Genomic DNA, 14853 nt, shown 5'->3' on the forward strand with positions numbered 1-14853 from the left:
CCCCCGGCACCCCCGGGTACTGTGGATCGAATGAGCAGCTCGCGTAATCGGGAGGCATGCGTGACCGCAGGGACCGGCCCAGACGCCAGCGGCCGCGCTGCCCCCCGCACCCTGGCCGAGGAGCTGCGCACGCGCCCCGACGAAGCCCTCGCCGCCCTGTTGCGCGCCCGCCCCGACCTGCTGTCCCCCGTCCCGGGCGACCTCACGCAGCTCGCCACCCGCGCGGGCACCCGCGCCTCGGTCGTACGGGCGGTGGAACGGCTCGACCGCTTCGCCCTCCAGACCGCCGAAGCCCTGGCGGTCGCGCCGGACCCGTGTCCGTACGAGACGCTGAGCGCGCTGATGACGGGCGACGCGGCCGATGCGGCCGACGCAACCGCGCTCCGCGACCGGATCGCCGCCGAACTTCCCCGCGCCGTCGCCACGCTGCGCGCGCAGGCGCTGGTCTGGGGCGGGGACGACCGGCTGCGCCTGGTCCGTACCGCCCGCGAACTGCTCGCCCCGTCCCCCGCCTCCCCCTCCCCGACCGGGCTCGGGCCCACCGTGCACGAGGCCACGGCGGGGATGTCGCCGGGGCGGCTCCAGGAGCTGCTGACGGCGGCCGGGCTGTCGGCCACCCACGATCCGGTGACGGCCGTCGCCGCGTTGACCGGGCTGTTCAACGACCGCGACCGGATGGGCGCGCTGCTCGCCGACGCGCCCGACGACGCGGCCGCCGTGCTCGCCAGGCTGACCTGGGGTCCGCCGTACGGGGAGGTGTCCGTCGCCTCACCCACACCGCCCGTCGCCTGGCTGCTGGACCGCGGCCTGCTGCTGCCGTCCGGGCCGCGCAACGTCGTCCTCCCCCGCGAGGTCGCCCTGCACCTGCGCGGCGGCCATGCCCATCGCGCGCCCGAGCCGGTGGCCCCGCCGCTGGCGTCCGCCGCGCAGCACGATCCACAGGCTGTGGACAAAGCGGCGGCGGGACAGGCGTTCACCGCGCTGGCCACCGTCGAGGAGCTGCTGGGCGAGTGGGAGAGCGCCGGACCGCCGGTGCTGCGCGCGGGCGGGCTGAGCGTGCGCGACCTCAAGCGGACCGCCGTCGCGCTCGACGTCTCCGAGCCGATCGCCGCGTTCTGGATCGAGCTGGCGTACGCGGCCGGGCTGGTGGCCTCCGACGGCGAGACCGACGAGCGGTACGCGCCCACCCCCGCGTACGACGACTGGCTGCGGCTGCCCGCCGAACAACGCTGGGCCGCGCTCGCCACCGCCTGGCTCGCCGCGACCCGTACGTCGGGCCTGGTCGGCGGCCGCGACAACCGGGGCCGCACCCTCTCCGCCCTCGGCGCCGACCTCGACCGCTCCCCGGCCCCCGAGGTCCGCCGCCGAGCCCTGGAACTCCTCGCCACCCTCCCCCCGGGCACCGCCCCCGACCCCAACGCCCTCCTGACCCGCCTCCACTGGGAACGCCCCTCCCATCGAGCCCCGGCGGGCGCGACGGGCGCGGCGGGCGCCAAGGGCGCCGGAGCCGCGGGCTCTGCGTGGACCAGGGGTGCCGGAGCTGCTGGGCTCACGAGCCCCACGGGAGGCAGGACCACCGGAACCGGGGGTGCCAAGGACACCGAGTCCGGGGCCGCACGGTCTGCCGGGGCCGCGGGAACCGCAGCCGCTGGTTCCGCCGGAACCTGGGCCGCTGGGGTTAGCGGAGCCGCCGGGGTTACGGCATCCGTCGGAACCGGGGCCGACGGCTCTGCGGGAACCACCGGGGCCGCAGGGCCGACCACCCCCGCCACCAGGGACGATCTGCGGTCACGGCTGGCGCGCTGGACCCTCGGCGAGGCCGAACTGCTCGGCATCACCGGCCGCGCCGCGCTCTCGTCTCACGGCCGCGCGCTCCTGGGCCCGGCGGCCGAAGCGGCCGAAGCCACCGACGCAGCCGGAACAGCCGGGAAAACCGAGGCCCCCGCCGCCACAACCCCCGCCGAGGCCGCCGCGCTCGCCGACGAGGCGGGGCGGCTCCTCGCGCCGCTCCTCCCCGAACCCCTCGACCACGTCCTCCTCCAGGCCGACCTGACCGCCGTCGCCCCCGGCCCGCTGGAGCGGCCGCTCGCCGACGCGCTCGGCATCCTCGCCGAGGTCGAGTCCAAGGGCGGGGCGACCGTCTACCGCTTCACCCCCGCCTCCGTACGCCGCGCGCTCGACGCCGGGCAGGCCGCCGACGACCTGCACACCTTCCTTGCCGCGCACTCCCGCACGCCCGTGCCGCAGCCCCTCACCTACCTGATCGACGACGTCGCCCGTAAACACGGCCACCTCCGCATCGGCGCGGCCTCCGCCTATCTGCGCTGCGACGACGAGACCCTGCTCGCCGAGATCCTCGCCGACCGCCGCTCCGCGGGCCTGCGCCTGCGCCGTCTCGCCCCGACCGTGCTGGCCGCCCAGGCACCGCCGGACGCGCTGCTGGAGGGCTTGCGCGCCATGGGATACGCACCGGCCGCCGAATCCGCCGAGGGCGACGTCCTGGTCACCCGCGCCGAGGCCCAGCGCACCCCGCCCCGTACGCCGCCCGCCCCGGTCCCGGACGGTCCGCCCGTCCCGGACGCCACCCTGCTGGGCGCCGCGGTACGCGCCATCCGCGCCGGTGACCTCGCCGCGACCGCACCCCACAAGCCCCCGGCCAACGCCGGCACAGCCACCGCGACCACCGGCGACCGTCTCCCGCGCACCACCTCCGCCGACACCCTCGCCACCATGCAGGCCGCGGCCCTCACCGGCTCCGCCGTCTGGATCGGCTACGTCAACGCGGACGGCGCCGCCAGCCAGCGCGTCATCGCCCCGGTCCGCGTCGAGGGCGGCTATGTCACCGCGTACGACCACACCGCCGACGAGGTCCGCACGTACCCCCTCCACCGCATCACGGGGGTCGCGGAACTCGCCGACGACGCGGGCGCCTAGGCGGCGGTGTCGGAGGAGGAGCCGCGCCGCCGCTGCCACCAGTGGTGGCGCCGCGGGTGCAGGGCATGACCGAGGCGGCGGCCGATCAGGACGTAGCCGAGCAGCGCGCCCGTCGTGTTCAGGATGACGTCGTCGATGTCGAAGGCCCGGCCCTCGACGATCGCACCCTGTGCGACCTCGACCAGCACCATCACCAGCGACGTCACCAGCACCACCCGCACCGCGCCCCGCGCCTTCGGCACGAGCATCGGCAGCAGCACGCCGAAGGGCGCGCCGAGCAGCACATTGCCGCCGATCTGCTTCACCGTGTCCCGGATGGCGGGCTGGTCGAGGTAGGCGCGCAGCGAATCGCCCGGGTGCAGATTGGTGTGTACGAGATCGCTGGACCCCGGCTGCGGCACGAGCGTGGCCTTGGCGAGCGCCGCCGCGAACCCGACCATGCAGACGAACGCCAGCAGCATCACCAGCACCCGCGCGGCGCGGGAGCCCAGCGAGTCACGCTGGAGGGGCGGGGACCCGGCGGCCGCCGCCGCGGGGGCGGGCGAGCCGCCCTGCGGCTTCCGTTCGGCCGCCGCCACCTTCGCGGCCCCGGCCCCGCTTCCGGTCTTCTTGGCGGCCGTGCCGGACGTCGCCTTCTTCTTCGCCGCGCCCTTCGTAGGCGCACTCTTCGTAGGCGCACTCTTCGTACTCTTGGGCGCACTCTTCGCGGGCGCGGTCTTCGTGGTCTTCGTGGTCTTCGTGGTCTTCGTAGGCGCACTCTTCGCGCCCTTGGAAGGCGCACTCTTCGCCGCCGTCCTCTTCGTCATCGCGCCCTTCGTCATCGCGCCCTTCATCGTCCGCCGGATCTCCCACCCAGCGATGCTGATCACAGGGACCTACCTCCCACCCTCGTTGCGTCCCTCCTGTCTGTGACCCCGCTTGCCCCCGGCCGTGCGGAGTATCCCTGTGGCCCTCCGCCATACCCGGCCGATGAGGGACACTGGGTCTTTGGCCCCGGCGACACGTAGAAGGGACTCCGGCGCGTGAACGGACCGCTCATCGTCCAGAGCGACAAGACGCTCCTGCTCGAGGTCGACCACGAGCAGGCGGAAGCATGCCGCCGCGCGATCGCGCCCTTCGCCGAGCTGGAGCGTGCGCCGGAGCACATCCACACCTATCGCGTGACCCCACTCGGTCTGTGGAACGCGCGCGCGGCCGGGCATGACGCCGAGCAGGTCGTGGACGCGCTCGTCGCGTACTCCCGCTACCCCGTACCGCACGCCCTGCTCGTCGACGTCGCCGAGACGATGGCCCGCTACGGGCGGCTGCGCCTCCTCAAGCACCCCACCCACGGGCTGGTCCTGGAGACCAGTGACCGTCCCGTGCTGGAGGAGATCCTGCGGTCGAAGCGGATCCAGCCGCTGGTCGGCTCCCGTATCGACCCGGACACCGTCGTCGTCCACCCCTCCGAGCGCGGTCAGATCAAGCAGACGCTGCTCAAGCTGGGCTGGCCCGCCGAGGACCTGGCCGGTTACGTGGACGGCGAGGCGCACGCCATCGAGCTGTGCGAGGAGGACTGGGCGCTGCGCCCGTACCAGAAGCAGGCCGTCGAGGGCTTCTGGCACGGCGGCTCGGGCGTCGTCGTCCTGCCCTGTGGGGCGGGGAAGACGCTGGTCGGGGCGGGTGCGATGGCCACCGCCAAGTCGACCACCCTCATCCTGGTCACCAATACGGTCTCGGCCCGCCAGTGGAAGCACGAGCTGGTGCGCCGCACCTCCCTCACCGAGGAGGAGATCGGCGAGTACAGCGGTACGAGGAAGGAGATCCGCCCGATCACCATCGCCACGTACCAGGTGCTCACCACCAAGCGGAAGGGCATCTATCCGCATCTGGAGCTGTTCGACTCCCGCGACTGGGGGCTGATCATCTACGACGAGGTGCATCTGCTGCCCGCCCCGGTCTTCAAGTTCACCGCCGACCTCCAGGCGCGCCGCCGTCTCGGCCTGACCGCCACGCTCGTACGGGAGGACGGCCGCGAGTCCGACGTCTTCTCGCTCATCGGCCCCAAGCGCTTCGACGCGCCCTGGAAGGAGATCGAGGCGCAGGGCTACATCGCGCCCGCCGACTGCGTCGAGGTCCGCGTCAACCTCACCGAGACCGAGCGGCTGGCGTACGCGACCGCCGAGACCGAGGAGAAGTACCGCTACTGCGCCACCACCGCCTCCAAGCAGCGGATCACCGAGGCGCTGGTGGCCAAGCACAAGGGGCAGCAGACGCTGGTCATCGGCCAGTACATCGACCAGCTGGACGAGCTGGGCGAGCATCTGGACGCGCCCGTCATCAAGGGCGAGACGACGAACGCGCAGCGCGAGAAGCTGTTCGACGCCTTCCGGGAGGGCGAGCTGTCCGTCCTCGTCGTGTCGAAGGTCGCCAACTTCTCCATCGACCTGCCCGAGGCCACCGTCGCCATCCAGGTGTCCGGCACCTTCGGCTCCCGCCAGGAGGAGGCCCAGCGGCTCGGCCGGGTGCTGCGGCCGAAGGCCGACGGCCACCCCGCGGTCTTCTACTCGGTCGTCGCGCGCGACACCATCGACCAGGACTTCGCCGCGCACCGCCAGCGGTTCCTGGCCGAGCAGGGGTACGCGTACCGGATCGTGGACGCGAGCGCGCTGCTCGCGGACGAGGACGTCTGACGCCGCCCCGCATCGCCGACTCCGCCTGAACCCGAAGCCGACGTAAATCATTCGCGGCCCGTACACCCGCTGGCTACAATCCCCCGTCTTGCCGCCTCCCGATGGGGAGAGCCGCCGCCCGGACGGAAACCGGGCGGTATCTCGTACGTACCGCAACTCTGCTTCGTGTACCCGCCGGAGGCTACGCCGTGCCCTCGCACGCCCCTGACCAGCCAGGACCCTTGACCGACCCCCTCGCGCGGGAGCGCGCCCACCTCACCGCGTCCCGCGCCGCGCTGCGCGCCATGCGCGCCGACGTCGAAGCCCTCGACCTCCGCGACGTCGCCGCGAACTGGGTCAACGCCGCGGCCCTGCACCACCAGGTCGGCGAGCGCATCAAGGCCCTCGCCGACCTCTCCCACACCCCGCTCTTCTTCGGCCGCCTCGACTATCTGCACGCGCCGGGCGCGGAGGCCGCGGAGGGTGCCGAGGGCGAGTCCTTCTACATCGGCCGCCGCCACGTACACGACGCCGACGGCGACCCCATGGTCATCGACTGGCGCGCTCCCGTCTCGCAGCCCTTCTACCAGGCGTCCAAGAAGACGCCCATGGACGTCGGACTGCGCCGCCGCTTCGGCTACACCGGCGGCGAGTTGACCGCGTACGAGGACGAAGCGCTCAGCGACCCATCCGAGGCGGAGCAGACCAGCAAGCTGCTCCAGACCGAGATCGAACGGCCGCGCGTCGGCCCCATGCGGGACATCGTCGCGACGATCCAGCCCGAACAGGACGAGATCGTCCGCGCCGGAATCAGCGGCACCGTCTGTGTCCAGGGGGCGCCGGGTACCGGGAAGACGGCGGTCGGCCTGCACCGGGTCGCGTATCTGCTCTACGCCCACCGGGAGCGGCTGGCCCGTTCCGGCACCCTCGTCATCGGCCCGAACCGCTCCTTCCTCCACTACATCGAGCAAGTGCTCCCCGCGCTGGGCGAGTTGCAGGTCGCCCAGGCCACCGTCGAGGACCTGGTGGCGCGCCCCGCCACGGGCGTCGAGGTGCGCGGCGCGGACTCCGCCGACGTGGCCCGTATCAAGGGCGACGCCCGCATGGCCGAGGTGCTGCGCCGGGCCCTGCGCGCGCACGTCACCCCGCCCACCGAACCGTGCGTCGTGGTCCGCGGCTCGCGCCGCTGGCGGGTACCGGCGTACGAGATCGAGGAGACCGTGCAGGAGCTGCTGGCCCGCGACATCCGCTACGGCGCGGCCCGCGACGCCCTGCCGCAGCGCATCGCGCACGCCGTGCTCGTCCGCATGGAGCAGGCGGGCGAGGCCCCCGACGACCGCGTGCAGGACGCGGTGGCCCGCAACCCCGCCGTGAAGGCGGCCGTCAAGGCCATCTGGCCGCCCGTCGACCCCGCGAAACTCGTGCTGCGGCTGCTCTCCGACGCCGACTTCCTGGCCGCCCACGCCGACGGCGTCCTCACCGCCGACGAGCAGAAGTCCCTCCTGTGGACCAAGCCGCCGCGCAGCGTGAAGTCCGCGAAGTGGTCCCCGCCGGACGCGGTGCTCGTCGACGAGGCCGCCGACCTCATCGAACGGACCCACTCCCTCGGCCATGTGGTCCTCGACGAGGCGCAGGACCTGTCCCCCATGCAGTACCGCGCCGTCGGCCGCCGCTGCACCACCGGCTCCGCCACCATCCTCGGCGACCTCGCCCAGGGCACCACCCCCTGGGCCACCGACAGCTGGGACGAGGCCCTCACCCACCTCGGCAAGCCCGGCTCCGCCGTCGAGGAGCTGACCCAGGGCTTCCGCGTGCCGCGCGAGGTGATCGCGTACGCCTCCCGGCTGCTCCCCGCCATCGCGCCCGGCCTGTCCGAGGCCACCTCGATCCGCGAGGCGGCGGGCGACTTCTCCGTACGGGCCGTCGACCCGGCCGACCTGACCACGGCGGTCATCACCGCCTGCCACGAGGCCCTGACCCACGAGGGCTCCATCGGCCTGATCGCGGCCGACGCCCGCATCCCCGTCCTGGCCGCCGCCCTCGACGCCGCCGGGCTGACCCACCTCACCCCCGGCGAGGAGACCAGCCCCGAGGCCCGCCTGACCCTGGTGCCCGCGACGCTGGCGAAGGGCCTGGAGTACGACTACGTGGTCCTGGACGAACCGGCCGCCGTGGTCGACGGCGAACCCGACGAACGCACGGGCCTGCGCCGCCTCTACGTAGCCCTGACCAGGGCGGTCTCAGGCCTGACGGTGATCCACGCGGCCCCCTTGCCGGAACGGCTGGCGTAACCCCACGGACGGCGGGGCGGGTCCGGCCCCGGCCCCTCCCCGCCATCGCCGACCACACCGGGCGCGCCCCCGAACGGGCCGCTCAACCCACTCGCACCGCCAACTCAACCCACCGGCACCGGCGCATCGAGCGCAAGCCGCCACTGCCCGACGGCGGCCGCGTCCACCGGGCCTTGCCATCCGCCGCGCCGGGCCGCGCTGCCGATGTGGAAGGCGGTGACACCGGCGGCGCGCAGCTCGGGAAGGTGGTCGAGGCGAAGCCCTCCCCCGACCATGATCCGCGCCTCGTACCCCGTCACCCCGGCACGGGCGGCCTCGGCCCGGAGGACCGGCAGCCCGTGGTCGACGCCATGGGCGGAACCGGCGGTGAGGAACGTGTCCAGGCCGGGAAGCCCGGCCAGCTGCCGACGGAGCGCGTCGCGGTCGGCGGCGCGGTCGATGGCCCGGTGGAAGGTCCAGCGGCTCTCGTCCACCCCCGGCCCGGCGCCGATGACCTCGACCAACGCGGCGATGGCGTTCAGGTCGGCCAGACCGTCGGCGGCGAGGAAGCCGAGTACGAACTCGTCCGCCCCCTCCGCCTGCAGCCCGGCGGCCTTGCGGCACAACGCGTCGACGGCCGCGGCGTCCCCCGCCGCGAACCCGTCGCAGGCCCGGAGCATCACCCGCACCGGCAGATCCACCGCCGAACGGACGGCGGCGAAGGTCTCCCGGGAGGGCGTCAGCCCATCGGCGGCCATATCGGTGACCAGCTCAAGACGGTCCGCCCCTCCGGCCTCTGCCGCGATCGCGTCCTCCGGATGGAGGGCGATAACCTCGAGAATTGGTCTAGACATGCCGTACAGCTTGCCACACCCCCCTTCCCCCGCAATCCTCACCCCACAGAATGGGCCCATGTCCGACCACCCCGCGCTCCTCAGCCGCTGGACGCTCCTCCTCGACAGCGCCCGCGACACCACCACCCCCGATCCGGCCCCCTACGGCCACGACCTCCTCTCCCGCTGGGCCGAACCCCAGCGCCGCTACCACACCACCGACCACCTGATCGCGGTCCTGGACAGGGTCGACGAGCTGCTGGAGCACACCGAGGCCCCCGACCCCGACGCGATCCGCCTCGCCGCCTGGTTCCACGACGCGGTCTACCTCCCCGACCGCTCGACCAACGAGGAGCGCAGCGCCCGCCTCGCCGAACGCGCCCTCCCCGAGGCAGGCGTCCCGGAGTCCCGCGTAGCCGAGACCGCCCGCCTCGTCCGCCTCACCGCCGACCACGACCCCGCCGAGGGCGACACCAACGGCGAGGTCCTCTGCGACGCCGACCTGGCCGTACTGGCGGGCTCACCCGAGGACTACAGCGCGTACGCGGCGGCGGTCCGCGAGGAGTACGCCTTCGTCCCCGACGACACCTTCCGCGAAGGCCGCGCGAACGTCCTCCGCCACCTCCTGGGCCTGCCCTGCCTGTTCCGCACCCCGATCGGCCATGAGCGCTGGGAGCAGCCGGCCCGCCACAACATGACCACGGAGCTGGAGCTGCTGGGCGCGTAACCTGTACCGCCCGCTGGCGGACCGGCTACGTCACCACGGCACGATCTGGTTCTGGTAGTTGACGAAGTGCAAGCCCCCTTCCCCGGCGTGCTTCTCGATCGTGTCCACGACTCCGGGGACGCAGAGAAGCAGCATGGTGCGTGGATCATGGGCGTGGGGCGCGGCGAAGCCGCGCGTTGTCGTCGCCGGACGTGTACTCAAGATTGAGGGAGGACGGTTGGAGGCATCGGAAGTCCGTCGCGCAGTTGAGGCCGGGAGGACGGCTGCTACCGCGCTGGGCCTTCAGGCCGACGATGCGGTGGTCATCAACAACTCCGACCGCGTCGTGGTGCGGCTGATCCCATGCGATGTCATCGCTCGAGTCTCACCGTCGGCGCATCGCGACGGCGCTCAGTTCGAGCTGGAGATCGGCCGCCGCCTCTCCGAGGCCGATGCTCCGGTGGGTGCGCTTGAGCCTCGGGTGGAGCCACGCGTCTACGAGCAGGATGGTTTCGTCATCACGCTGTGGACCTACTACGAACCGGCAGCCCCCTCGGACCTTGCGGCGGCCGGGTATGCGCAGACACTCTTCCGGCTCCATGACGGACTGCGCCGCATTGATGTGGCCGCTCCGCACTTCATGGACCGCGTCGCGGGAGCGCAGACGTGTGTCGCCGACAGGGAGCAGACCCCAGATCTGGGCAGCGACGACCGCGAGCTCCTCGCCGACGCACTCGACCGCTTGAGCACGGCGGTCAGCGAAGGCGGTTCCGGTGAACAGCTGCTGCACGGCGAACCGCATCTGGGAAACGTGCTGAGCACGCGGAGTGGGCTGCTCTTCGTCGACCTCGGAACCTGCTGCCGGGGCCCAGTCGAGTTCGACCTCGCCCATAGCCTCGCCCCGAGCGCTGAGGGGCACGTGCTGCCGTCGGCCAATGAAGCCTGTGAGCACTATCCAGGGGCGAACCAGGATCTGGTCGAGCAGTCCCGGCTCCTCATCTTGGCAATGATTACGACCTGGCGCTGGCGCCGCGTCGACCAACTGCCCAATGGCCGCCACTGGGCCGTGGAGGGGCTCAACCAGCTCCGGGCCACACTCGCCCCCTGAGCCGACGAGGCCGCCGTCCGGGCCGTGCGGGTCCTTGGAATCGCGGACCGGGACGGTGCCGTGGGTCTGGGCGAACGTGTTGAACAAGGATCATCCCGAACGGCGGCCCGGGTAGCGGAGCCGCGTCATTCACTGGCGGCCACGTACCGGCCTCCGGCCTCGTCGTCCGCGTCGTCCTCGTCGATCCCTTCCGACTCGGGGAGGTCGACCGTGACACCGGACGGTTCGAGGGCGTCCCGGACGCGCCGCATCATCGCGTCCGACAGGAAGTGGTGGCGCAGGTCGAGCCGCTTCAGATGAGTGAGGGGCTGGCCGTGCAGCAGCGACTCGGCACCCGCGTCGGACAGGGCGCCCAACCCCAGGGACAGGGAGGTGAGCTGGGCGACGACGGGGGCGGTGGCCACGGCGGCGGCCAGCTCGTCCTGGATGTCGGCGTTCCGCAGGCCGAGGTGGCGCAGGGCGGGCAGGCGGCCGCCGTTCAGGATGGGGGCGAGGTCGTGCACCGTGGCGTCGCGACCATAGTCTTCGACGCCGAACCACAGGTCCAGGTGTTCCAGGTGGGGCAAGTCGGAGGAGGCTATGCCGCGGACGACCGCGCCGGGCAGGCCGCCGTTCTCCAGGCGGAGCGTGCACAGGCCCTCGTGGCGCAGCGGCGGGAATTCCAGGCCCGGCTCGTCGCCGTAGCCGCCGCCCGAGCCGCGGACTCCCAGTTCCCTCAGGCGCGGGTACGCGGCCAGGATCGGGGAGACGTCGCCCTGGACGATCCAGGACAGCTCGCACTCCTCGAATTCCAGGTCGGCGAGGTAGAGGGCGTCGAGACCGGTGAGGCGGTCCTTCGCGGCAGCGAGCTGGTCGGCCGCGTCGAAGCCGCTGTAGTCGAGTTCGGAGCCGTACGCGCCCTGGCCGAAGACGAGGGCGCGGACGCGCGCCGGGTCGACGGTGTCGAGGAAACGCTCCCAGCAGTCGTCGATGTCCTCCTCGCCGTCGTGCCGGGAGAGTCTCCACGCGACCGTCTCCGCCTCCGGTAAGGGCTTCTCGCCCTCGTCCGGGCGGGGGAAGTCGAAGACGGGCAGGCCGTGCAGTTCCGTGATGTGCGAGATGGTCAAGGCGGAGGACTCCGGGCTCGTACGGCGGCCGGCGGCGAAGTCGGCGCCGGCCCGTTGCGCGCTCTTTCTACCAACCGCCGCCGACAGGCCCGTTCCGTGGTCAGGAATGACGTGCCCACCTGCGATGTTGGAACGGGCATGCCCATCGCCGTTTATGTCCTTGGCCTGTCCGTCTTCGCCCTCGGAACCTCCGAATTCATGCTGTCCGGGCTGCTGCAACCCGTCGCCCGGGACATGGGGGTGACGATCCCCACGGCCGGGCTGCTGATATCGGCGTTCGCCATCGGGATGGTGGTCGGGGCGCCGGTGCTGGCGGCGGCCACCCTGCGACTGCCTCGGCGGACGACGTTGATCGCGTTGCTCGCCGTGTTCGGGCTCGGGCAGGTCGCGGGGGCGGTGGCGCCGTCGTACGGGGTGCTGTTCGCGTCGCGGGTGGTGAGCGCGCTCGCGTGTGCCGGGTTCTGGGCCGTGGGGGCGTCGGTGGCCGTGTCGTTGGTACCGGTGAACGCGCGGGCGCGGGCCATGGCGGTGATGGTCGGCGGGCTCAGCGTCGCGAACATCGCGGGGGTTCCGGCCGGGGCGTTCCTGGGGCAGCACGCCGGGTGGCGGGCGGCCTTCTGGGCGGTGGCCGGGCTGTCGGTGCTGGGGCTGATCGGGGTGATCGCGCTCGTACCGCGTACGGAGGTGCCGACCGGGGACGACCGGCCGCGGCTGCGGGGCGAGTTGCGGATCTACCGCGACCGTCAGGTCTGGCTCGCGCTGGTCACCACCGCGCTGAGCGGGGGCGCGGTGTTCTGCCTGTTCTCGTACCTCGGGCCGCTGCTCACGGACGTGGCGGGGCTGGACGAGAGCTGGGTGCCGACTGTGCTGGCGCTGTTCGGGGTCGGTGCGCTGATCGGCACGATGGTCGGCGGGCGGATCGCGGACGCGCACCTGTTCGGGACGATGTACGGCGGCATCACCGCCTCGACGGTGGTGCTGAGCGTCCTCGCTCTCACCGCGCACAGCCCGGTCGCGGCCGTGGGCCTGGCGCTGCTGCTCGGCTTCACCGCCTTCTTCACCGCGCCCGCGCTCAACGCCCGCATGTTCAACGTCGCGAACGCCGCGCCCACGCTCGCGGGCGCGACCACCACGTCCGCGTTCAACATCGGCAACACGGTGGGCCCCTGGCTCGGCGGTCTGGTCATCGACGCGGGCTGGGGCTATCCGGCCGTGGCCTGGACGGGCGCCGCGCTCGCCGGTACGGGCGTGGCGACGACGGCGGTCGCGGCACGACTGCACCGGAGGGGCGCGTCCCGCGTCATCGCGACCTCGCCGGCGGCCGGCTCCTCGTCCGCCGCGGAGTCCTTGCCGTCGTCGCCTTCGCGGACCCGGTAGGCCCCAGCGCCCAGCAGGCGTCGACGTCACCCCGGCGGCCGGGCCTCGGCGCCGGGGGCCCGGCCGCCGGTGGCGCAGGGCGAGTCCGGTGCCGGAGGGACGACCGCCGGATCGCGGCCCGGGGCAGCGGCAGCGTACGGATCGCCGCGCGGGGCGGCGTACGAGCCGTCGGCCGTGGGCGCGAGGGCCGGACGACGGCCGGACAGGGCGGCGCGCGCCGACCGCAGGCCGCGGGCGAGCAGGTGCGCGCGCCCGGCGACGACCGGGCCGAGGACCGCGAGGACGAGGACGTAACCGGCGATGAACGGGGCCAGCCGGGCGTCGAGTCCGGCACTGGTCGCCATGGAGGCCAGGATCAGGGCGAACTCCCCGCGCGCCAGGAGCGTGGTCGCGATCTCGGCGGCGGGATCGGGCCCGTAGCGGTAGACGCGCGCCACGAGCAGTCCGGCGACGACGTTCATCACGATGGTCAGCGCCGCCGCGGCGGCCACCGGGCCGGCGACGGACGCGATGTCCCCGGGGTCGATGGCCAGCCCGAAGGCGAAGAAGAAGATGGCGGCGAAGGCGTCGCGCAACGGGTGCACCAGCTCGCGGATACGCGGTCCGGAGGGGGTTCCCGCCAGGATCAGCCCGGCCATGAAGGCGCCGATGGCGTCCGCGACCCCGAGGACTTCGGAGACCCCGGCGACGAGGACCGCGGTGCCGAGGAAGCTGATGACCAGCAGTTCGTTGTCGCGGACCATGATCATACGACCGACCAGCCGGGTGCCGTAGCGGGCCGCGGCCGCCAGCGCCAGCAGGAACCCGAAGGCCTTGCCCGCCTGGAGGACCGTCTCCTGGACGCCCTGGGCTCCGCTGATGACGGGCTGGAGCGCGGCCAGGTAGAGCGCCAGGAAGATGTCCTCCACCACGATGACGCCCAGGATCAGGCGCGTCTCGGGATGGGAGATACGACCCAGGTCGATCAGGATCTTGGTGACGATCGCGGAGGACGAGATGCCCAGCACGCCCGCGAGCACCAGGGCTTCCCGGGCGCCCCAGCCGAGGGCGAATCCGAACCCGAGGCCGGCGCCGACGTTCAGCAGCAAGTAGATGCCGCCCGCGGCCAGCAGACGCCGACCGCCGCTCCTGAGGTCGTCGAGGTGGAACTCCAGCCCCAGGTAGAACAGCAGCAGCACCAGCCCCAGGGCGGAGAGCATTTCGAAGTCGTGCGCGTTCTCGACCAGGACCAGCCCCGGGGTGTGCGGGCCCAGCAGAATCCCGGCGAGCATGAACAGCGGGATGGTCGGAAGCCCGATCCGGCTGCCCAGGCGGGCGAGGAAAGCGGCGGCGAGGAAGGCGCCGCCGAGGGCGAGCAGGGTGTCAGCGTGTCCCACGGGTCACCACCTTCGTCGGCGGGCGGAAGGGCGGGGTGTCGCGTCGAGCGGGGTGGATGCGTCCTCCTTCGTCAAGGGGCGGTCGTTCTTGGTCGAGGGGCGGTTGGGTCGCCAAGGGGCGTTCACCGTCGCCCGTCGTCGCCCTGCGGACGCAGCGGCAACCGGGGCCAGAGCCGGTCCGGCCGGTGCCCGTGCGGGGTCACGAACAGCCGCGTGACCGTACCCGCCATGACCAGGCCCGCCGCGAGCAGCAGGCCCTCGGGCAGCAGCATCCCCGCCACCTGCATCGACAGGGAGACGACCAGCAGCGACCACGCCACCGCACGCCGGTACCTCCGTGACCGAGGCGGCCGACGTGGCCGACGTGGCCGTCCCGCCCCCGGGTCATGGGCGAAGCGCGGGTCGCGGCGCGCCGTCCGCTCCTCGAGTTCGTACAGCGGAGTGTCTCCGGGCTCTGCCATCGCTCCTCCTCCCATCGCTCCTCCTCCCACC

12 protein-coding genes are annotated in these 14853 nt (G+C 73.1%); 7 read left to right on the top strand and 5 right to left on the bottom strand.

Annotation, left to right across the window (positions count from 1 at the left end):
- The first annotated feature begins 30 nt into the window (after positions 1 to 30).
- Complete coding sequence (locus ACH4TL_RS25270) at positions 31 to 2934, top strand: helicase-associated domain-containing protein (protein WP_398319126.1); 2904 nt, start codon at positions 31 to 33, stop codon at positions 2932 to 2934.
- Here ACH4TL_RS25270 and ACH4TL_RS25275 read toward each other — a convergent pair.
- On the bottom strand, positions 2931 to 3512 hold the full coding sequence (locus ACH4TL_RS25275) for a VanZ family protein (protein WP_398319123.1): 582 nt from the start codon (positions 3510 to 3512) through the stop codon (positions 2931 to 2933). The two genes, ACH4TL_RS25270 and ACH4TL_RS25275, sit on opposite strands and share 4 nt — an antisense overlap.
- A gap of 40 nt (positions 3513 to 3552) precedes the next feature.
- Between ACH4TL_RS25275 and ACH4TL_RS25280 the strand changes: the two genes are divergently transcribed.
- The 3 genes from ACH4TL_RS25280 (at position 3553) to ACH4TL_RS25290 (ending at position 7876) form a co-directional block, all read left to right on the top strand.
- Positions 3553 to 3846 (top strand): hypothetical protein, encoded by a 294-nt coding sequence (locus tag ACH4TL_RS25280; protein ID WP_398319120.1) that lies wholly within the window; start codon positions 3553 to 3555, stop codon positions 3844 to 3846.
- A 110-nt stretch (positions 3847 to 3956) separates the two neighbouring features.
- The gene (locus ACH4TL_RS25285; protein WP_398319117.1) at positions 3957 to 5606 is read left to right on the top strand and encodes a DNA repair helicase XPB; all 1650 of its coding nucleotides are present in this window, start codon (positions 3957 to 3959) and stop codon (positions 5604 to 5606) included.
- A gap of 188 nt (positions 5607 to 5794) precedes the next feature.
- Entirely contained in the window at positions 5795 to 7876 is a 2082-nt protein-coding gene (locus ACH4TL_RS25290; RefSeq protein WP_398319114.1) for a HelD family protein, read from the top strand.
- Positions 7877 to 7980: 104 nt separating this feature from the next.
- On the opposite strand, the gene ACH4TL_RS25295 is transcribed toward ACH4TL_RS25290, so the two are convergent.
- Positions 7981 to 8709 (bottom strand): copper homeostasis protein CutC, encoded by a 729-nt coding sequence (locus ACH4TL_RS25295; protein ID WP_398319111.1) that lies wholly within the window; start codon positions 8707 to 8709, stop codon positions 7981 to 7983.
- A 58-nt stretch (positions 8710 to 8767) separates the two neighbouring features.
- On the opposite strand from ACH4TL_RS25295, the gene ACH4TL_RS25300 reads away from it, so the two are divergent.
- Positions 8768 to 9415 carry a hypothetical protein gene (locus ACH4TL_RS25300; protein WP_398319108.1) on the top strand — a complete coding sequence of 216 codons (648 nt, stop codon included), beginning with the start codon at positions 8768 to 8770 and terminating at the stop codon, positions 9413 to 9415.
- A 217-nt stretch (positions 9416 to 9632) separates the two neighbouring features.
- Positions 9633 to 10502 carry a phosphotransferase enzyme family protein gene (locus ACH4TL_RS25305; RefSeq protein ID WP_398319105.1) on the top strand — a complete coding sequence of 290 codons (870 nt, stop codon included), beginning with the start codon at positions 9633 to 9635 and terminating at the stop codon, positions 10500 to 10502.
- Positions 10503 to 10627: 125 nt separating this feature from the next.
- Here the strand turns inward: ACH4TL_RS25305 and ACH4TL_RS25310 are convergent, their stop codons facing one another.
- On the bottom strand, positions 10628 to 11608 hold the full coding sequence (locus ACH4TL_RS25310) for an STM4015 family protein (protein ID WP_398319102.1): 981 nt from the start codon (positions 11606 to 11608) through the stop codon (positions 10628 to 10630).
- 138 nt (positions 11609 to 11746) lie between these two features.
- Between ACH4TL_RS25310 and ACH4TL_RS25315 the strand changes: the two genes are divergently transcribed.
- Complete coding sequence (locus tag ACH4TL_RS25315; protein WP_398319099.1) at positions 11747 to 12985, top strand: Cmx/CmrA family chloramphenicol efflux MFS transporter; 1239 nt, start codon at positions 11747 to 11749, stop codon at positions 12983 to 12985.
- 26 nt (positions 12986 to 13011) lie between these two features.
- Here the strand turns inward: ACH4TL_RS25315 and ACH4TL_RS25320 are convergent, their stop codons facing one another.
- Positions 13012 to 14361 carry a cation:proton antiporter gene (locus ACH4TL_RS25320; RefSeq protein WP_398319096.1) on the bottom strand — a complete coding sequence of 450 codons (1350 nt, stop codon included), beginning with the start codon at positions 14359 to 14361 and terminating at the stop codon, positions 13012 to 13014.
- Between the two features lie 122 nt (positions 14362 to 14483).
- A complete protein-coding gene (locus ACH4TL_RS25325; protein WP_398319093.1) occupies positions 14484 to 14822 on the bottom strand; it encodes a DUF3040 domain-containing protein in 339 nt (112 codons plus the stop codon).
- Between the last annotated feature and the right edge of the window lie 31 nt (positions 14823 to 14853).

The sequence above is a fragment of the Streptomyces sp. NPDC021115 genome, from assembly GCF_044333065.1.
GTDB lineage: Bacteria > Actinomycetota > Actinomycetes > Streptomycetales > Streptomycetaceae > Streptomyces.